This window comes from Rhodoligotrophos appendicifer (assembly GCF_007474605.1).
In the GTDB taxonomy this organism is placed as follows: Bacteria; Pseudomonadota; Alphaproteobacteria; order Rhizobiales; family Im1; genus Rhodoligotrophos; species Rhodoligotrophos appendicifer.
This window is the reverse complement of the sequence record NZ_VHKL01000006.1, coordinates 260,948-278,978: the sequence shown is the minus strand read 5'-3', so window position 1 is coordinate 278,978 and position 18,031 is coordinate 260,948. Positions and strand designations below refer to the sequence as shown.

At 62.2% G+C, this 18,031-nt stretch carries 15 protein-coding genes; 9 read left to right on the top strand and 6 right to left on the bottom strand.

Features of this window, described 5'->3' with window-relative positions; translation table 11 throughout:
• Positions 1-97 precede the first annotated feature (97 nt).
• From FKM97_RS15375 to FKM97_RS15365, 3 genes are all read right to left on the bottom strand, one after another.
• Complete coding sequence (locus FKM97_RS15375; RefSeq protein ID WP_170240928.1) at positions 98-1,063, bottom strand: lipase family protein; 966 nt, start codon at positions 1,061-1,063, stop codon at positions 98-100.
• Positions 1,064-1,196: 133 nt separating this feature from the next.
• Positions 1,197-1,499 (bottom strand): hypothetical protein, encoded by a 303-nt coding sequence (locus FKM97_RS15370; protein ID WP_144293308.1) that lies wholly within the window; start codon positions 1,497-1,499, stop codon positions 1,197-1,199.
• On the bottom strand, positions 1,496-2,266 hold the full coding sequence (locus FKM97_RS15365) for a DUF2092 domain-containing protein (RefSeq protein ID WP_246105103.1): 771 nt from the start codon (positions 2,264-2,266) through the stop codon (positions 1,496-1,498). Before FKM97_RS15365 ends, FKM97_RS15370 begins: the two co-directional genes overlap by 4 nt.
• Before the next feature lie 354 nt (positions 2,267-2,620).
• Here FKM97_RS15365 and FKM97_RS15360 point away from each other — a divergent pair, with 354 nt between their 5' ends.
• The 8 genes from FKM97_RS15360 to FKM97_RS15325 all read left to right on the top strand — a co-directional run bounded on the left by FKM97_RS15360 (position 2,621) and on the right by FKM97_RS15325 (position 11,650).
• Entirely contained in the window at positions 2,621-3,817 is a 1,197-nt protein-coding gene (locus tag FKM97_RS15360) for an AraC family transcriptional regulator (protein ID WP_205015054.1), read from the top strand.
• A 100-nt stretch (positions 3,818-3,917) separates the two neighbouring features.
• On the top strand, positions 3,918-4,976 hold the full coding sequence (locus tag FKM97_RS15355; protein ID WP_144293305.1) for an alpha/beta fold hydrolase: 1,059 nt from the start codon (positions 3,918-3,920) through the stop codon (positions 4,974-4,976).
• Between the two features lie 144 nt (positions 4,977-5,120).
• Positions 5,121-6,173 carry a class I SAM-dependent methyltransferase gene (locus tag FKM97_RS15350; RefSeq protein WP_144293304.1) on the top strand — a complete coding sequence of 351 codons (1,053 nt, stop codon included), beginning with the start codon at positions 5,121-5,123 and terminating at the stop codon, positions 6,171-6,173.
• Positions 6,174-6,541: 368 nt separating this feature from the next.
• Positions 6,542-8,356: a potassium/proton antiporter gene (locus FKM97_RS15345; RefSeq protein ID WP_144293303.1), complete on the top strand. Its 1,815-nt coding sequence runs from the start codon at positions 6,542-6,544 to the stop codon at positions 8,354-8,356.
• A gap of 216 nt (positions 8,357-8,572) precedes the next feature.
• Positions 8,573-9,376 (top strand): molybdate ABC transporter substrate-binding protein, encoded by an 804-nt coding sequence (modA, locus tag FKM97_RS15340; RefSeq protein WP_144293302.1) that lies wholly within the window; start codon positions 8,573-8,575, stop codon positions 9,374-9,376.
• Positions 9,377-9,393: 17 nt separating this feature from the next.
• The gene (gene modB / locus FKM97_RS15335) at positions 9,394-10,095 is read left to right on the top strand and encodes a molybdate ABC transporter permease subunit (protein WP_144293301.1); all 702 of its coding nucleotides are present in this window, start codon (positions 9,394-9,396) and stop codon (positions 10,093-10,095) included.
• Positions 10,092-11,207, top strand: coding sequence for a molybdenum ABC transporter ATP-binding protein (gene modC / locus FKM97_RS15330; RefSeq protein WP_144293300.1), 1,116 nt, complete (start codon positions 10,092-10,094; stop codon positions 11,205-11,207). The genes modB and modC overlap by 4 nt, the downstream gene beginning before the upstream one ends.
• Before the next feature lie 101 nt (positions 11,208-11,308).
• Entirely contained in the window at positions 11,309-11,650 is a 342-nt protein-coding gene (locus FKM97_RS15325) for a winged helix-turn-helix domain-containing protein (RefSeq protein ID WP_144293299.1), read from the top strand.
• A gap of 18 nt (positions 11,651-11,668) precedes the next feature.
• Here the strand turns inward: FKM97_RS15325 and FKM97_RS15320 are convergent, their stop codons facing one another.
• The 3 genes from FKM97_RS15320 to FKM97_RS15310 all read right to left on the bottom strand — a co-directional run bounded on the left by FKM97_RS15320 (position 11,669) and on the right by FKM97_RS15310 (position 17,025).
• The gene (locus tag FKM97_RS15320) at positions 11,669-14,866 is read right to left on the bottom strand and encodes an efflux RND transporter permease subunit (protein WP_144293298.1); all 3,198 of its coding nucleotides are present in this window, start codon (positions 14,864-14,866) and stop codon (positions 11,669-11,671) included.
• Between the two features lie 88 nt (positions 14,867-14,954).
• Complete coding sequence (locus tag FKM97_RS15315) at positions 14,955-16,172, bottom strand: efflux RND transporter periplasmic adaptor subunit (RefSeq protein ID WP_144293297.1); 1,218 nt, start codon at positions 16,170-16,172, stop codon at positions 14,955-14,957.
• Between the two features lie 19 nt (positions 16,173-16,191).
• Positions 16,192-17,025 carry an alpha/beta hydrolase gene (locus FKM97_RS15310; RefSeq protein WP_144293296.1) on the bottom strand — a complete coding sequence of 278 codons (834 nt, stop codon included), beginning with the start codon at positions 17,023-17,025 and terminating at the stop codon, positions 16,192-16,194.
• 104 nt (positions 17,026-17,129) lie between these two features.
• On the opposite strand from FKM97_RS15310, the gene FKM97_RS15305 reads away from it, so the two are divergent.
• Positions 17,130-18,026: a LysR family transcriptional regulator gene (locus FKM97_RS15305; protein WP_144293295.1), complete on the top strand. Its 897-nt coding sequence runs from the start codon at positions 17,130-17,132 to the stop codon at positions 18,024-18,026.
• The last annotated feature ends 5 nt before the right edge of the window (positions 18,027-18,031 follow it).

Sequence of the window (18,031 nt, the reverse complement as noted above, 5' to 3'; positions counted from 1 at the left end):
GCTTGACATTTTGTGCCAGCGATTTGGTCATCCGGCGACGCTGTCACTTTGGATGCCAAAGGCCAGCCCCGCTTCGGTCCCAAGACTTGGCGTGCCGCTACTGCTGAGAGTTGAAGTTCGTCTTTTGCTGGAGCTGTTGCTCGGGCCCCCGTGTGTGGCGCACCACATAGGTCTCGCGGTCGGCGTAGTCGACGCGCTGGGCTCGTTGCAGCTTGTCCTTGATGTTGGCGAGATACCAGTCGATCTTGTGATCGGGGACACTCGAGAGCACCGCATCATGCTCGAAAGACTCGAGGGAAAGCTTCGTCGCTTCCGAAGGCGCGAGGAACGCATAATAGGGGCCTGAGAGAATGGTCACCTCAGTTCCCAGATGGGCAAATTTGACCTGCCCGCCCTTGGTCGTGTCGGGAAGCATCGGCACAATGTCGTTCTGATCGACCACGCGCAGATAGGGCAGGTGACCATATTCCGCGATCCCGGCCTCATTCGTGAATTTGGGCTGACCGAAGGTCACCACGCCGGCAATCTTATAACCATCTTCGTGGAGATAGAGAGCCAGCAGGCCGGCGACCGCGCCACCCAGAGAGTGGCCGGTGAGATAGACTGAATAGTCCCGGTTCAAATGCTGCTTGAGATCCGCATAGAGCATCTTCGCCGCCGATTGGAAACCACGATGCACCAGGATGTGCGCCTTGGCGTCCACAATGCCTGCCGTATCCTCATCGAGGGACCAGTTCGCCTTGCTGGCCGTGCCGCGCACCGAAATCGTGTGGATGCGGCTGTCGTGATCGTGCTCGATGAAATAGAGCACGTCGGTCGTGCCCGGCGTGGCGATCCATGAGACGCCGGGATCGAGGGTGTTAATCGCCGCATCCGCCTTATAGGCATTGCTCGCACGCTGGGCGAAATAATAGACCTCCTCGAAGTCGATCTCGCCCGAGGACGTGTAGAGCTGATGCTCCTCCGCATACGCGGATGGAAGGTGCAGAAGGGTCAGAGCGAGCGCCAAAGCGCCCAACATCATTTTACCGGCCGCAAGACAAGGCCGCATCCCGCACGTCATGGCGCGATTTCCTTTGGCAACATTGACCGACAGCATCCCGACTTAATGCGTAGTTCACCCGTTCCGGCAGTCTCGGCTGGCACAGATGCCGTCATCCGCGCCAGCCATATTCAACTCGGCCTCCGGGAGCCGGTTATGGGCAACGCCAGAAAACCTGTCCGTAGCTGTTCACCGCCTGGACGCAGCCCGCGCGAGGGACCACCACCACGGGTGCCGGGGCGACAACGACGGGAGCGCCATAGACCCCTCGACGCGTGGTGCGTCGGGCGACGCCGGCATAGCTGAGCGGGGTGGCCGGACGGCCGATGATCGCCTGCGCCTTCGAGACCAACCCATCGGGCTGATCGAGTATGATCCTGTCGCTGAGCATCATCACGGCAGCGCCGACCACGAGGCCAAGGACGAGGCCGAGGCGTTTCATTGGGGTGGTTCTCATTGTTGCTCTCCCATCGGCTTGCTGTGCGGTACATCGTCGATGTTTTGCATCTCCGAGATCTCAATCTTTTTCGCGCCGGCAGGCGGCGTGAAGGTAAAGGCATCGGCCGCAAGCTGCGGATCCGATTTCCAATCCTTGATCACCATCGTGTATTGCGGAGCGGCCCCAACTGTCTTGCTGGTAATGACATATTTGCAGGGGATGGGCTTGTCGCCCGCCTGCACCCAAATCTGCCAGTCAATTTCGATGGTGCGGAAGGCGAGATGCTCACATTCGACGCCGTTGATGACGCCGCGGCCGATGTGCTTGGCCTCGATCACGCCATCCATGAGGATTTCGGCGGGGTTGGTCGACAGCAGATCGGCCGCCGGGAGTTCCGCCGAGGTATTGCCGCGCATATGCTCGACCACTTCCTCGATGCTGCCGCCCCTGTCGATCTGAGCATAGGCATTCATGTGCTTGCCCACGAGGGTCACGCTCTTGCCGTCCGAGAGGAGCTCCACATCGGCATAGCCCCCCATGCGCCGCGCCCTGACCTTGTCGGGTCGGCTCACGGCGACATCGCCGGTGCTGTCAAACTGGATCTTCTCCATTTCCGGCGTCACCACCTCGATCGACGTGTCGAAGGTGAAGGTGAAGGACGGTTGAGCGGAGACGTAATCCGACATGGATTTCAGGATGGCCGTCGCGTCCTGTGCCTGCGCGAATGAGCCGGTGGCGAGCATGAAGACACTCGCCGCGAGCGAGGCCTTGAGAGAGGTCTTCACAAGTTTTCGCGGTTGTTTTGATATGCAAATCTGCACTTTGATTTCTTTCTTGTTAAACGCAATTGGCCATATGCCCATGCATCGCAGCATGGTGGCGCTAACCGGGGCTGCGAGTCAGCGGGACATTCATCCCGGATACAATTTTGTGGGCGGGCGTTCTGTATTCCGCACATCTTAGCAGATGAGGTTCTCTCTTATCAGTCTTCGCACCAGACATACATCTTAAAACAATCAACGCTTGACAGTTTGGGGCAACAATCTGACCGTAAAAGACAGGGATCGGGTGCGCGAATTCACTCTGGAATCGCACGGCTCCGTAATGAGAAGAAAAAAGTAGCGGGAGGGATCGGGGCCGTGCAGTCAGTGGAGAGCATCGATCAGACGAAAAGAATGGCTACCGTCGTCCATGCAGGGCTGGGGCAGCCGGTGCCACAGAGATTTATCCGCGTCGGGGTTGCCGCAGCGCTCCCGGGCGTGCTGCGAGACTTCGGACACGAGCCGGAGGAAATTTTCGGAGCTGTCGGAATTCCGGTCGAGGTTTTCGACGATCCTGATAACACCATCCCCTTCGCCGCATTCGCAAAGCTGATCGCCCTGGCGGCACGGCACACCGGCCGAGATGATTTGGGGCTGCTCATCTGCGAGAAAACCAGCGCCTCCGCCCTCGGCATCACAGGCTTTTATCTGCAACAGGCGCCCGATCTCAGGACCGCACTCAACGATCTTGTGCGCTATCTCCACCACCATGACAGGGGGGCGGTGCCGTTTCTTGCTGTGGATGATGGGAATGTCCGGTTGGGATATCTGATTTACGAGCCCAATGCGGAGGGGTGCAATCAAATCTATGATGGTGCGATCGCCATCGGCCGAAACATCATGAGGAGCCTGTGCGGACCCGAATGGTCGCCCCTGGAAGTCCTGCTGTCGCGACCCGCGCCCTCTTCGCGCGCGCGGTATGAGCGGTTCTTCAATGCGCCGGTCCGATTTGGTGCTGAGCAGAGCGCGTTGATCTTTGAAGAGAAATGGCTGGAGACGAAGTTAAGAGATCCAGACGTCGCGCTGCGAAATATTCTGCGTAAGCACATCGAACTGCTGGATCTCAGCATGGGCGCGGCAAGCAGCAGCCTGTCGGATAAAGTTCAACGACTGCTGCGGGTCGTCCTTCTCACTCGGGCGGCATCGGTGGACGATGTCTGCGAAGCCCTGCAGATGAACCGCAGAACGCTTGCCCGACGCCTGAAGTGGGAGGGAACGAGTTTTTCCGAGCTGGCCAACGGCATCAAATTTGAAATTGCCCGCCAGCTTCTGCTCAATACTTCCGCATCCGTCACCGATATCAGTCTTTCCTTACATTTTTCAGAGGGGAGCGCCTTCACGCGCGCCTTTCGCCAGTGGTCCGGCTCTGCGCCGAAGAAGTGGCAAAATGAACATTGCACCGGCAGCTCCGCTTCCGCAGGGCTCGGCCCTGACGTGACCGTGCCGATGCCGCCTCACATCCCGCAGGGTGAAGCTGACGGAGCCATGGCCGCGATGACATCCCCAAAGGCCTAGGCCCCTCCTTGTGCCGAAGCAGCACTTTCATTGATCCCGCACAGGTCAGCTCCCCAACATTCCATCTTTTGCACTGCACGCAGCTGCGGTAAAATGGGCCATGACCACGCGACAGGCGATAAGGTTCTGCACCTCTGCGGACGGAACGCGCATCGCCGTTGCCTCGTGCGGCGAGGGCCCCGTGATCCTTCGGGCTGCCCACTGGTTGAGCCATGTCGATTACGATCTCGAAAGTCCGGTCTGGCGGCCCTGGGTGCAGTCGCTGTCATCCCGCAACCGGTTCGTCCGCTACGATCCGCGGGGCTGCGGACTTTCGGACCGCCATGTCGCCGACCTGTCCATCGAGGCTTGGCATGCCGATCTCGAGGCAGTGGCCGCTTCGATCGAAGAGAGGCGCTTTGCCCTTCTCGGCGTGTCACAAGGCGCCGCACTCGCCATCGTTTATGCTCTGAACCATCCTGAGCGCGTCTCGCATCTCATACTCCTCAACGGCTACGGCCAGGGTGCACGAACGAGGGCGAAGACTGACGCAGAGCGGCTAGAAGCAGAGACGCTGGTCAATTTCGTGCGCATCGGCTGGGGGCGCGAGAACCCTGCCTTCTGCCGATTCTTCACCAATCTCTTCATTCCGGAAGGGACGCCCGAACAGCATCGCTGGTGGGGCGACCTGGAGCGCGAGACCGCATCGGCGGCGGTGGCGGCGGAACTGTTGTCAAACATGCAAGGGATCGATGTGCTGGATCTCGCGGCACAGCTCCGCCTGCCCACCTTGATTGTGCATTGCCGCGGAGACATGCGCGTGCCCTTCAATGAAGGCTGCAAGCTGGCGACGGCAATCCCCGGGGCCCGCTTCGTCCCGCTTGACAGCAAAAATCACGTGATTTTACCGGGGGAGGCAGCCTGGTCGGTGTTTCATTCCGAGCTGGCCGCCTTCCTTGGCCAGGTCCGGCCGGCGGAGCCGATCGCCATTCGCAATGCCAGATTGACCGCTGCAGAGCTCGCGATCCTTGATCTCGTTGCCGAGGGCCTCGACAACCGCACGATCGCCGAGCGGCTCGGCAAGCGCGAGAAGACGGTGCGCAACCAGCTTTCGGTCATCTTCGACAAGCTCGGAGTCCACAGCCGCGCGCAGGCGATTGTCATGGCCCTGTCGCGATAAGCGCCGTCGCGGGACAGATGCCCCTGTCTTTTCAACTTATTTTATCCGAGGCGGGACAACCGCCTCATGCTGTTGGACGGCGTCGATCGCATGCTCACCCGCGATGACCCGACATTCGGTCGGGCGCAACTATGGATGAGTGCAATGAAGCAGACATTGGATGACGGCAAACTCAACGACCTTGTGGGTCGCGTGCTCGGAGATCTCGGCGGAGCGGTCAGCATACCGCTGGTGCGAATTGGCGACGCGCTCGGCCTCTATGCAATCCTCAAGACGATCGGCCCCGCGACCGCCGACGAGCTGGCCAAGGCGGCTGGCTCAGCCCCGCGTTACATTCGCGAATGGCTCGCAGCGCAGGCCGCATCCGGCTATGTGAGCCACCAGGGTGGACGTTTCTTTCTGACACCCGAGCAGGCGTATGTCTTCGCCGAGCCGGACAGTCCCGTGCATCTGATCGGCGCGTTCGATACGGCGGCAGCCATGGTCGAGAACCAGGACAAGGTTCAAGCCGCGTTCAAGACAGGCAGAGGCGTCGCCTGGGGCGAGCAGGCCGGCTGCATGTTCTGCGCCGTGGCCAGGCTGTTCCGGCCAGGCTATGTCAACGCGCTTGTCCAGGAGTGGCTGCCGGCGCTGGACGGCGTGGTCGAGAAGTTGAAGGCCGGGGCGAGGGTCGCCGATATCGGCTGCGGGCATGGATTGTCGACGCTGCTCATGGCGCAGGCCTTTCCCCAATCCCGCTTCACCGGCTACGACTTCCATGCGCCTTCCATTGCAGCGGCAACGGCGCATGCGCTGGCGCAGGGCGTGTCCAATCTCGAGTTCAAGGTTGGCCGGGCGCAAGATTTCCAAGAGCGCGGCTTTGATCTCATCACCTGTTTCGATTGCCTGCACGACATGGGGGATCCGGAGACTGCCGCGGCCCATATCCGTCGGGCCTTGGCCGATGGCGGCACATGGATGGTGGTGGAGCCGATGGCCGGGGATAGTCTGGAGGAGAACATCAATCCGGTCGGGCGACTCTATTATGCGGCCTCGACCATGATTTGCGTCCCCACATCGCTGGCTCAAGAAACCGGGCTCGCCCTCGGCGCCCAGGCTGGCCCAGCGCGGCTGGCGGAAGTGATCCGCTCGGGCGGATTTACGAAGGTGCGGCGTGCGGCCTCGACCCCGCTCAACATGGTGCTCGAAGCCACGTAATCGGGCCATCAGCGGTACCAAGGCTTTGTCTGACGATATCGTGACGGACGCGGCTGGCTTAACGTCCAGAGGAAGTGGGCATTTGCTTGCGGCGGCTCTTCGAGAGCCGGCGAGGTTTTGCCCATATCCTCTGGTCAAATTCGTTGTGCCGTGTCTTCCTTGGCGTGATCAAAGTCGCTTCGACCGGATTTGACCCGCGGGACGTTTTTCAGCTACTCGCGTGATCAGTCGTGCGATGAGACTCATTCGAAGGACGTCTCTTCGCCGCTGGAGACGTCGCACCGACCCTTTTTCAAACCGTTACGGCAATTGCTTCGGGGAACAGATTACACTCATGCTCTCATTTAACAGGTCTCGCAGGGGCTCGGATGGCTGAAACGATCGCACTCGCCACCCTTATCGGTTCCGGCTTGGTCGTTGTCTCCGTGCTCACCAGCCTGGTCGCTTTCCGGGTTGGAGCTCCCCTTCTGCTCGTCTTCCTTTGTGTCGGCCTGGTTGCCGGGGAAGACGGCCTGGGCGGGATCGAGTTCGAGAGTGTCGAGACCGCCTATTTCGTCGGGAGCCTGGCGCTTGCCGTCATCCTGTTCGACAGCGGGATGACCACGCGGCTGCAGTCCTTCCGTGTGGCCGCAACGCCAGCGATCGTCCTCGCCACCATCGGGGTGTTCCTGACGGCCTTGCTGATCTCCGTCCCGATCCATTTTCTTCTCGGGTTTCCCTGGCTTGCCTCCATCCTGCTGAGATCCATCGTGGGCTCAACGGATGCCGCAGCGGTCTTCTTCTTGTTGCGCGTGGGCGGAATCCAGATCCGCGAACGGATCCGGGCCACACTGGAAATCGAGTCAGGCTCGAATGATCCAGTGGCGATTTTCCTCACCGTGACCCTGGTGGAGCTCATCGCCGCCGGCGCGACGGGTCTCCAGGATCTGTCGTGGGAATTTCTCACCGCATTGTTCAGCCAGCTCGGCCTGGGGGTGCTGTTCGGGCTCGGCTTCGGTTTTCTCATCGTCCCAGGCTTGAACCGCCTTCGCCTGGAGGCCGGTCTCTATCCCATTGTGATCCTCGGCCTTGCATTATGCATCTTCTCCGTGACGGCACTTCTCGGCGGCAGCGGCTTTCTCGCCGTCTATGTTGCAGGGCTCGTCATGGGCAATATGGAATTGCGTGGAGGATTGGGGTTTCGGCGTTTCCAAGATGGTCTCACCTGGCTTGCGCAAATCACCATGTTCCTCGTGCTCGGGCTGCTTGCCACACCATCCCAATTTCCAGCCATCGCCTGGCAGGCGGTGCTGGTCGGGCTGCTGCTGATGTTCGTCGCCCGTCCGATTGCCGTCTGGCTTTGCCTCCTGCCCTTTGGCTTTCATCGCAATGAGACCACTTTTGTCGCCTGGGTCGGCCTGCGGGGGGCCGTTTCCATCCTGCTTGGGATCCTGCCGATCATCGGCGGAATGGAGTCTGGCCAGGTCATCTTCAACGCCGCCTTCATCATCGTCCTGACTTCGCTGCTCATCCAAGGCTGGACGATCCGGCCGGTGGCCAAATGGCTCAGCCAAGTGGTTCCGCCACCCATTGGCGCCATCGACAAAGTGGAGCTGGAACTGCCCGGCAATGCCAGTCACGAACTGCTCGTCTACCGGATCGCGAGTGACAGCCCGGTGGCGAGAGGCGAGCGGATCCCCCGCTGGGCGCGCCCGTCCCTGGTGGTGCGCGATGGGCGCTCCATGCGCATTCATGAGGCCGGCCGCTCACGGGCTGGAGATTTCGTCTATATCTTCGCGCCCTCCCGCCTGAGCAGTCTGCTGGACAGGATCTTCGCCAGCCAAGTGCGACTGACGGATCGGGATCAGGAGTATTTCGGCGAGTTCACCATCAACCCGGAAACTCCGCTGCAAGCCCTTGCCGATGCTTATGGTTTCGAGATTTCCGCTGAGCAGGGCAAGGTCCTGGTGGGAGACTTCATGAAGTCGCGACTGCATGGGTTCCTGGGGCGCGGAGAGCGGGTGGCCTTGGGTCAGGTCGAACTCATTGTTCGCGACGTGGATGCCGACACGGGTCTCCTGTCCATCGGGCTTGGTCTGGAGCCTGCACAATCTAACGCACCCAGGCTGCCCGTCTTCCAAAACTTTCAGGAGATCAAAGCGACAGTTCGCGCCTGGATGAGGCGCAAAACGTCAGACACCTGACGTCGCCTCGTTCATCGCGAGCGTGCCCCTTCGGTGCGGGAGATTTCCAGACCGACTCTTCCCTGGCGGTTGCGGCTGCGATCCGGGAAAATCCTGCTCGAACCCAATAGACTCGCGGCTCTTGTTATGTTTGATTGGATATATCGGTAGGCTATCTACGCTGAGCACTCGGCACAGTTTCTGCGAGCTCGCTATTCCGGAGGAGGGGTACGCGCAATGACGACAGTGAGACAGATGGGACGTGCGATCACTTTGGCGCTGGCTGTCACGATCGCACTGGCGTCGGGGCCCGTGGCTGGTCTGGCGCAGGAGAGGGTCACGGTGTTTGCCGCCGCGAGCCTGAAGACCGCGCTGGATGCGGTGAACGCCGCCTGCGAAGCGGAGGTGGGCGAGAGGGCGACGATTTCCTACGCCGCCAGTTCCGCGCTCGCCAAACAGATCGAGGAGGGCGCGCCGGCGGATGTGTTCATCTCGGCGGACCTCGCCTGGATGGATTATCTCTCGGACAAGAACCTGACCAAGAAGGACACCGAGGTCAGACTTCTCGGCAATCGCATCGTGCTCATCGCGCCGGCGGACTCCGGAGCCGCCATCGACATCGCGCCGAACTTCGACCTCGCCGGTCTGCTCGGCGACGGCAAGCTGGCCATGGCGAATGTCGCGTCGGTTCCCGCCGGAAAATACGGCAAGGCGGCGCTGGGGAAGCTGGGGGTCTGGACATCGGTCGAAGGCGATGTGGCGCAGGCCGATAATGTTCGTGCCGCCTTGGCCCTGGTCGCGACGGGCGAGGCACCGCTGGGCATCGTCTACCAAACGGATGCGGCCGCCGAGCCGAAGGTGAGGATCCTGGCGACCTTCCCGGAGGATACACATCCGCCCATCATCTATCCGGTTGCGCAGACCGCGCGCTCGAAGGATGATGACACGGCTGATTTCCTCAGGTGCCTGCAGTCATCGAAGGCCAGGGATCTGTTCGAGAAGCAGGGATTTACGGTTCTGACGCCGGTCGCTACCAATTGATCCGGATCGCCTGAGAGATGGGATGGCTCGACCTCAGTCCTGACGAGTGGAATGCGGTCCACCTCTCCATCAAGGTCTCGATCTGGGCCACGCTCGTCTCGCTCCCCTTGGGCGTCCTCGTGGCGTGGCTGCTGGCGCGCAAGACGTTCTGGGGCAAGTCAGTCCTGAACGGCATCGTACATTTGCCGTTGATCCTGCCGCCGGTCGTCACCGGCTATCTCCTGCTCCTGACCTTCGGACGGCGCGGCCCGGCCGGTGCGTTTCTGGACAGCTGCTGCGGCATCGTCTTCTCGTTCCGTTGGACGGGGGCGGCGCTGGCCTGCGGTGTCATGGCATTTCCCCTGATGGTGCGCGCCATCCGGTTATCGATCGAGAGCGTCGACCGAAAGCTGGAGGCGGCCGCCGGCACGCTCGGCGCCAATCCGGCCTGGGTGTTCGGCACCGTGACCCTGCCGCTGATCCTGCCCGGCATCATCGCCGGCATGATCCTCGCCTTCGCCAAAGCCATGGGGGAGTTCGGCGCCACCATCACCTTTGTCTCCAACATCCCCGGTGAGACACAGACACTGCCTTCGGCCATCTACACCTTCACGCAGGTGCCCGGCGGCGACGTCGGCGCGCTCAAGCTCACGCTGGTGTCGATCGCCATCGCCATGGTCGCCCTGGTGGCGTCGGAGGTCATGGCGCGCCGCGTCAGCCGACGCATGGACATCGAATGACGCTGTCGGTCGATGTCCATCACAGGCAGGGCGATTTCGCGCTCGACATGGCTTTCGAGAGCAGCGGTCGGCTGACGGCGTTGTTTGGCGCCTCGGGGTCTGGAAAGACGACGCTGGTCAACATGATCGGCGGGCTCATCCGGCCCCAGGTGGGGCGGATCGCCATCGATGGACGGGTGCTCGTCGACACGAAAGCAGGCATCTTCGTCCCTGCCCATCGCCGCCGCATCGGCTACGTCTTTCAAGATGCGCGGCTGTTTCCGCACCTGACAGTCAGTCAGAACCTGCGCTACGGCCGCTTCTTCACACCGCCAAGCCAGCGCTATGCCGATCTGGAGGCCGTCATCGATCTGCTGGGGATCGGCACGCTTCTGGACCGTCGTCCCGGGCGTCTCTCAGGCGGCGAGAAACAGCGTGTCGCCATCGGCCGGGCCTTGATCGCGAGCCCGAAGCTCATTCTCATGGATGAGCCGCTTGCCTCCCTCGATGATGCGCGCAAGGCCGAAATCCTCCCTTATATCGAGCGGCTTCGCGACGAGACAAAGATCCCCGTCGTCTATGTCAGCCACTCCATCGCTGAGGTCTCGCGGCTGGCGACCGACGCCGTCATCCTGTCGGGCGGACAGATCCTGGCGTCTGGCCCCGCAGCTGAGGTCCTGTCTCGGCCCGATGCCCTGCCGCCTAGTCAGCGCGACGAGGCCGGAGCGCTTGTGGAGCTGGAAATTGCCTCTCAGGACGAAGATTATGGGCTGACGGTTCTTCGATCGTCGGCCGGCGAATGGCGATTCTCGCGCATCGACCAGCCTATCGGCACGAAGGTCCGCGCCCGAATCCGCGCCCGCGACGTCATGATCATGACCCAAGGGCCGGTCGGCATAAGCGCCTTGAATATTCTCCACGCGAAGATCGTCTCCGTGACGCCTGGCGAAGGGCCGGATGCACTGCTCACCCTCGCGAGCGGCACCGACCAGCTGCTGGCGCGCGTGACGCGGCGCTCCGTCCATGCCCTCGAGCTTCTGCCGGGAAAGGCCGTCTTCGCCGTGGTGAAGGCGGTGACGCTCGATCGCGGGACCGCAGCTCCTGCCGCGCCCCTGAGGAGTGGTCCCGCCTGAATTCCATCGATATATTCGCTGCGGAATAGCGACATCGAGGACTTGTCACAGTTCCCTCAGGCAAGGCACACTCAGATGACGTGGAAGCAAGGAGCATCGCCATGGCGTCTCTCAGCCTCAGGATCAATCTCGATCCGGACGGAAAGATCGGACCCGGGAAGATCGAGCTCCTGGAGCATATCGCGGCCTTCGGTTCCATCTCGGCCGGAGCGCGCATCATGAAGATGTCCTACAAGCATGCCTGGGACCTCGTGGAGGAGATGAACCGGCTCTTCGGCAAGCCGGTGGTTGCGGCCCAGACCGGCGGCAAGCGCGGAGGAGGGGCCCAGCTGACGCCGGTAGGCCTCGCCGTGGTCAGCCGGTTCCGCGCCATCGAGCGGGCCGCGACCGCGGCCGCCGAGCAGCATATCGTGGCCCTGCAGAAGGAGATCGCGATCGCGTAAAGCCCAAACCCTGGTGCGCTATGGCTTCACGCCGCTGTCCAGCATGGGCTCGGCCGGCCGGAGAGGGGCTCCATGCTGGACCAGGGGACGGTTGCCGGTGAGCTTGCGCAGAAGGACGTAGAAGAGCGGCGTCAGGAAGATCCCGAACAGCGTTACGCCCAGCATTCCGGCGAACACCGCTACGCCCATGGCGTGGCGCATCTCGGCGCCCGCGCCGGTCGACATCACCAGGGGCACCACGCCCATGATGAAGGCGAATGAGGTCATGAGGATGGGGCGCAGGCGCAGGCGGCTCGCCTCGATGGCGGCCGCGACGGGCGTACTCCCGGACAGTTCCAGCTCGCGGGCGAATTCGACGATCAGAATGGCATTCTTCGCTGACAGGCCGACCAGGACCACGAGACCGATCTGCGTGAAGACATTGTTATCACCTCCGGTGAGCCAGACGCCGAACATGGCAGCGAGCAGGCCCATGGGAATGATCATGATGATCGACAACGGCAGCGTCAGGCTTTCATACTGGGCGGCCAGGACCAGGAAGACGAGCAACACAGCAATCGGGAACACCCACAGGCCTGAATCGCCGGCCAGGATCTCCTGATAGGTGAGCTCCGTCCATTCAAAGGAAAATCCTTTGGGCAGGGTCTCCTTGGCGATGCGCTCGACAGCGGCCTGCGCCTGGCCGGACGAATAACCGGGGGCGGCACCCCCATTGATGTCGGCGGAGAGAAAGCCGTTATAGCGCATGGCCCGCTCGGGACCCGCAGCGGAGCGCACGTTCAAGAGCGCGGCGAGCGGGATCATCTCCCCAGAATCGGAGCGCACCTTCAGCTGTCCGATGTCGTCCTCCCGAGCCCGATATTGTGCATCCGCCTGAACCCGGACCGAATAGGTGCGGCCGAACTTGTTGAAGTCATTCACATAGACGGAGCCGAGATAGGTCTGCATCGTGTCGAACACGGCAGTCACCGGTACGTTGAGCTGCCGAGCCTTGGTGCGGTCGATGTCGGCGTAGAGCTGGGGGACGTTGACCTGGTAGCTGGAGAACAAGCCAGCCAGTTCAGGAGCTTTGGCCGTTTCGGCCATGAAGGCTTTCACCGCCTCATCCAGTGCGCTGTAGCCCAGGCCCGCCCGATCCTCGATCTGTAGCTTGAAGCCGCCGATCGTGCCCAGACCCTGCACCGGTGGGGGAGGGAAGATCGCGATGAAGGCCTCTTTGATGCCGGCAAACTTGGCGTTGAGAGCCCCGGCGATGGCCATGCCGCTCAGGTCGGGTGACTTGCGCTCCTCAAAGTCCGTCAAGGTCACAAAGACAATGCCGGCATTGGAGGAATTGGTGAAACCGTTGATCGAGAGGCCCGGAAAGGCCACAGCGCTCTGCACGCCGGGCTGGGCGAGGGCGATCTCGCTCATGCGGCGGATTACTTCCTCGCTGCGATCCAGGGTGGCGGCATCGGGCAATTGGGCGAAACCGACGAGATATTGCTTGTCCTGCCCAGGCACGAAGCCGCCGGGGACGGTGCGGAACATCACGACCGTCATGGCGACGAGGACGAGATAGAGACCCATCGTCAGCGCCTTCCGCGCAATCACGCCGCCGACGCCCCGAGCATAGGCGTCGGAGCCACGGCGAAAGACCGTGTTGAAGCCGCGGAAGAGCCAGCCCAGGCTCCAGTCCATGACCCGGGTGAGGCGGTCCTTGGGCGCGTTGTGACCCTTCAACAGAAGGGCGGCCAAGGCGGGCGACAGGGTGAGGGAGTTGATCGCCGAGATCACCGTGGATATGGCAATCGTCAGAGCAAACTGCCGGTAGAACTGTCCGGTCAAGCCGGAGATGAAGGCGAGGGGAACGAAGACCGCCACGAGCACGAGGGCAATGGCGATAATGGGCCCCGACACTTCCGCCATGGCTTTATAGGCAGCAGCCCGGGGCTCCAGGCCATCCTCGATGCTGCGCTCCACATTCTCCACCACGACGATCGCGTCATCCACGACGATACCAATGGCGAGCACCAAGCCGAACAGGGTGAGGGCATTGATCGAGAAGCCGAAGACATGCATGACGGCAAAGGTGCCGACGATCGAAACCGGGACCGCCAGCAGGGGGATGATCGAGGCGCGCCAGGTCTGCAGAAACAGGATGACCACCAGAACCACAAGGACAATGGCTTCCAGCAAGGTATGAATGACGGCGTCGATGGATGCCCGGACGAACTGGGTCGTGTCGTAGACGATCTCGTAGTCGATCCCGTCGGGCATGTTCTCCTTGATTTCGTCCATGACCCGGCGGACCTCGTCGGAGATCTGCAGGGCATTGGATCCTGGCGACTGGAAGACGGGAACCGCGACGGCGTAGTCGTTGTCCAAAAGCGATCGCAGGGCGTAATCCGCCGCGCCGAGCTCGATGCGAGCGACGTCGCGCAGGCGCGTGATCTGGCCGTCCGAGCCCGTCTTGACGATGATGTCGCCGAACTGCTCCTCGTTTTCCAACCGCCCCTGGGCGTTGACCGACAGCTGCATGTCGATGCCATCCACGGCCGGTGAGGCACCGACCACACCCGCCGCAGCCTGTACGTTCTGGGCGCGGATGGCGTCGACGACGTCGGAGGCGGCGAGGCCGCGCGCGGCGACCTTTTGCGGATCGAGCCAGACGCGCATGGAATAGTCGCCGGAGCCGAACAGCTGGACTTGGCCGACGCCGTCGATGCGCGCCAGACGGTCCTTGACGTTGATGACCGCGTAGTTGCGCAGATAGGTCATGTCGTAGCGTCCGCCGGGCGAGCGCAGGTGCACGACCATCATCAGATCAGGAGAGCTCTTTATGGTGGTGATCCCAAGGCGGCGGACCTCTTCCGGAAGCCTGGGCTCGGCTTGAGAGACCCGGTTCTGAACGAGCTGCTGCGCCTTGTCGGGATCCGTGCCGAGCTTGAAGGTCACCGTCAACGTCATGACGCCGTCGGTGGTCGCCTGGCTGGACATGTAGAGCATGCCCTCCACGCCGTTTATCGATTCCTCGATCGGGGTCGACACCGTCTCGGCGATGACCTTGGGATTGGCCCCGGGATATTGGGCGCGCACCACAACCGAGGGGGGGACGACCTCCGGATATTCCGAGATCGGCATCACCTGCAGCGCGAGAAAGCCTGCGAGGAAGATCAGGATCGACAACACGCCCGCGAAAATCGGCCGGTCGATGAAGAATTTGGAAAAGCCCATGGCGCGGCTCCCGGAAGGTGCGTGATCAGGGTGTGAGATGTGGTTCGCGTGGCCGATATCGCGGCGGCCCGCGATATTCTCGCTTGGTTCAGCGTGTCAGGGTATCGGCGGCACTGGCTTGCGCCCCGCTGTGCGCCGGCTGGCCCATGGGGACCACCTCCGGCGCGACGACCGAGCCCGGACGGATGCGTTGCAGGCCATTGACGACAATGCGATCCCCCGGCGCGAGACCGGTATTCACCACGCGCAAGCCGTCGCGAATGCTGCCGAGGTGGATCTCGCGGTAAACGGCCTTGTTCGACTGATCGACCAGCATGACAAATTTCTTGTCCTGATCGGTGCCGATGGCCCGCTCGCTCACCAGCAGCGACGGTTCCGGCTTCGGCTGGCCCATTCGCAGCCTGGCAAACTGGCCCGGCATCAGTCCTCCGTCGGGATTGTCGAAGATGGCGCGGACGCGGATCGTGCCGCTGGCGGCATCGACGTGGTTGTCGATCAGCGCCAGCTTGCCACGGACCACGGGGCCACCGCTCGTGGAAGTGACCATCTCGACGGGGATGCGGTCGATCTCGTCGCGCCCCTGGGGGCCGAGCGCCCGCAACGCCTCCATCACCACCGGCTCATCGGCATCGAAGCTTGCGTAGATGGGGCTCACGGACAGGAGGCTGGTCAGCACCGGAGCGCCGGGACCGGCTGCAACCAAATTGCCGACCGTGACCTCGAGCCGGCCGACGCGTCCGGCGACAGGGGCCTTGATTTCCGTGTAGCTCAGATTGAGCTGTGCGGAGCGCAGACTGGCCTGTGCCGCCTGAAGGTTGGCTTCGGCCTCGGCATGGGCGTTGATCCGCTCATCCAACTCGCTCTGCGAGACGGTCCGCGAGTCCCACAGCTTCTGGCGGCGGTCACGCTCGCGCAGGGTGAGAGCCACCCGGGCTTTGGCCGCGGTCACCTGAGCCTCGGCGCGCTGCACTTCGGCTGCGTAAGGATCGGGATCGATGGTGACGAGACGATCTCCCTGCTTCACCAATTCGCCCTCGGAAAAATGTACCGATCGCACCGCACCAGCCACGCGGGAGCGAACCTCGACGCGCTCGATCGCTTCAAGGCGGCCAGAGAACTCATCCCAGCGCATGGATTCATGCATCTCCACGAGCGCCACGGAGACCGGCGTCGGCGGAGGCGGGGCGGCGGGGCCTTCGGATGCTGCTCGAGAGGACGGCATAAGCATCAGCCCTGCCGAAAGGGCGACAATCATGACGCTTGCGGTGCTCGCGCCCCAGAGAGCTCTTCTTGATGAATTTTGCATGTTCAACCTCAGCCTGAATTCAGGCTCCCCTTGATTTGAATGAGGCGGCCGCTCCCTTGGTCTTCGCGATTTCGGCGAAGAAGGACGCGATGTGGCTGCGCAGTTCTGCCGCCCAGGCCGGTGCTGTAAGGGCCGGGTCAGAGAGGGCGCAGGGCCAATGGGTCGGTGCCGCAAGAACGTGTTCGGTGACGGGTACCCCGGCCTGCCGCAGCCGGGCGGCATAGGCGAGGCTCTCGTCATGAAAGAGATCGTCTTCCGCGGTGATGATCAATGCGGGTGCCAAGCCGGCCAGTCGGGTCGACCCGAGCGGTGCAGCATAAGGATGAGAGGCCTTGTCGGCGGTGCCCAGATATTGGTGCCAACCATCCGCCCATTTGCAGCCGACCGGACCCGCACAGGCGTCGCGCATCGAGCCCGTGCTCATCCCGGGATCCAGCATGGGCGACAGCAGGATCTGACCGGCCAGGGGGGGCATCCGCCGATCGCGCGCCATCAAGGCGAGGGCTGCGGCAAGATTGCCGCCCGCTTCCTCTCCGGCCACGACAATCTGAGATTTCCGCGTGCCGAAGCGCGCACGGTTTTCGAACACCCAGTTCAGGGCCTCAAACGCCGTGCCCAGGGGCGTGGGAAAACATTGTTCGGGCGAAAGCGGATAGGCTGCCGAGATCACGATGGCCCCAGAGTCGGCGAGAAGTCCTGCCACCAACTGACCACTGTCCAGGGAGCCCTCGACGAAGGCGCCGCCATGGAGATGCAGCACAACCGGTGCCGCTGCGGAGCCCACGCGCTCGCCGTAGACACGGATCGCCATGTCGGATTTGGCGCAATGGAGAAGGTGATCGGCTGCGGTCATGTCGGTTTCTTCTGTTGCAGTGCGGTAGATTTATTCTATTCTTGGCGGGAATAAATAGCCGTATTGTGACTTCATTGTTTCTACCAGTGGACAATAGGGAAAAAATGGATCAGCTTTCCGCGATGCGGGTGTTCACGAAGGTGGTGGAGGCGGGAACCCTCACCCGCGCCTCTCAGCTCACCCAGATCCCCAAGGCCACAGCGTCGAAGCTCATCCAAGAGCTAGAGGCTCACTTGAGAACGAAGCTGCTCAACCGCACGACACGACGGGTGACGGTCACCTCGGATGGTGCAGCCTATTACGAGCGCGTTGTCCGCATCCTGTCGGACCTCGATGAGCTGGACGGCATGGTCTCCCAGTCCCAGGCCAAACCGCAGGGTCGCCTGCGGGTCGATATGGTCTCGCCCCTGGCACAGCTTGTGGTGCTGCCGGCCTTGCCAGGATTTCACGATCTCTACCCCGATATTCAGATCGACATCGGAATTGGTGATCGGGCGGTCGATCTGACCGGGGAGAACGTGGATTGCGTGCTGCGCAGCGGAGAGCTTCGCAATCCGTCTCTCGTTGCCCGTCGGATCGGTGAACTGCCCTTCGTCACTTGCGCGACTCCCGCCTATCTCGAGCGCTTCGGCACGCCTGCCCATCCGACAGATTTCGAGCGAGACCATCCTGTCGTGAGCTACTTCAGCCAAGCCTTGGCGCGGCATTTGCCGTTCAGTTTCACCCGCGGAGAGGAGATGCTGGAGGTCAATGGGCGCTACATCATCTCCGTCAACGACAGCAGCGCCTATCTGGCCGCCGGCATGACGGGGCTCGGTGCCATACAGACGCCCCGCTTCATGGTCAGTGAACAATTCGCAACAGGAGCGCTGCTTCCGATCCTGGAGGATTGGACTGCCGAGACCATGCCGCTTTATGTTGTCTATCCGCCGAACCGCCATTTGAGCAATCGGCTGCGGATTTTCGTCGACTGGGTGGCTGGCCTCTTCGCGGGACGATAATTATG

Excerpts from the sequence above, each read along its gene's own strand:
- FKM97_RS15370 (WP_144293308.1), bottom strand. The coding sequence starts at position 1,499 with ATGAGAACCACCCCAATGAAACGCCTCGGCCTCGTCCTTGGCCTCGTG.
- FKM97_RS15315 (WP_144293297.1), bottom strand. The coding sequence starts at position 16,172 with ATGCAAAATTCATCAAGAAGAGCTCTCTGGGGCGCGAGCACCGCAAGC.
- FKM97_RS15305 (WP_144293295.1), top strand. The coding sequence starts at position 17,130 with ATGGATCAGCTTTCCGCGATGCGGGTGTTCACGAAGGTGGTGGAGGCG.
- FKM97_RS15375 (WP_170240928.1), bottom strand. The coding sequence starts at position 1,063 with ATGACGTGCGGGATGCGGCCTTGTCTTGCGGCCGGTAAAATGATGTTG.
- modA (WP_144293302.1), top strand. The coding sequence starts at position 8,573 with ATGACGACAGTGAGACAGATGGGACGTGCGATCACTTTGGCGCTGGCT.
- FKM97_RS15355 (WP_144293305.1), top strand. The coding sequence starts at position 3,918 with ATGACCACGCGACAGGCGATAAGGTTCTGCACCTCTGCGGACGGAACG.
- FKM97_RS15310 (WP_144293296.1), bottom strand. The coding sequence starts at position 17,025 with ATGACCGCAGCCGATCACCTTCTCCATTGCGCCAAATCCGACATGGCG.
- FKM97_RS15325 (WP_144293299.1), top strand. The coding sequence starts at position 11,309 with ATGGCGTCTCTCAGCCTCAGGATCAATCTCGATCCGGACGGAAAGATC.
- modB (WP_144293301.1), top strand. The coding sequence starts at position 9,394 with ATGGGATGGCTCGACCTCAGTCCTGACGAGTGGAATGCGGTCCACCTC.
- FKM97_RS15320 (WP_144293298.1), bottom strand. The coding sequence starts at position 14,866 with ATGGGCTTTTCCAAATTCTTCATCGACCGGCCGATTTTCGCGGGCGTG.
- FKM97_RS15345 (WP_144293303.1), top strand. The coding sequence starts at position 6,542 with ATGGCTGAAACGATCGCACTCGCCACCCTTATCGGTTCCGGCTTGGTC.
- FKM97_RS15350 (WP_144293304.1), top strand. The coding sequence starts at position 5,121 with ATGAAGCAGACATTGGATGACGGCAAACTCAACGACCTTGTGGGTCGC.
- modC (WP_144293300.1), top strand. The coding sequence starts at position 10,092 with ATGACGCTGTCGGTCGATGTCCATCACAGGCAGGGCGATTTCGCGCTC.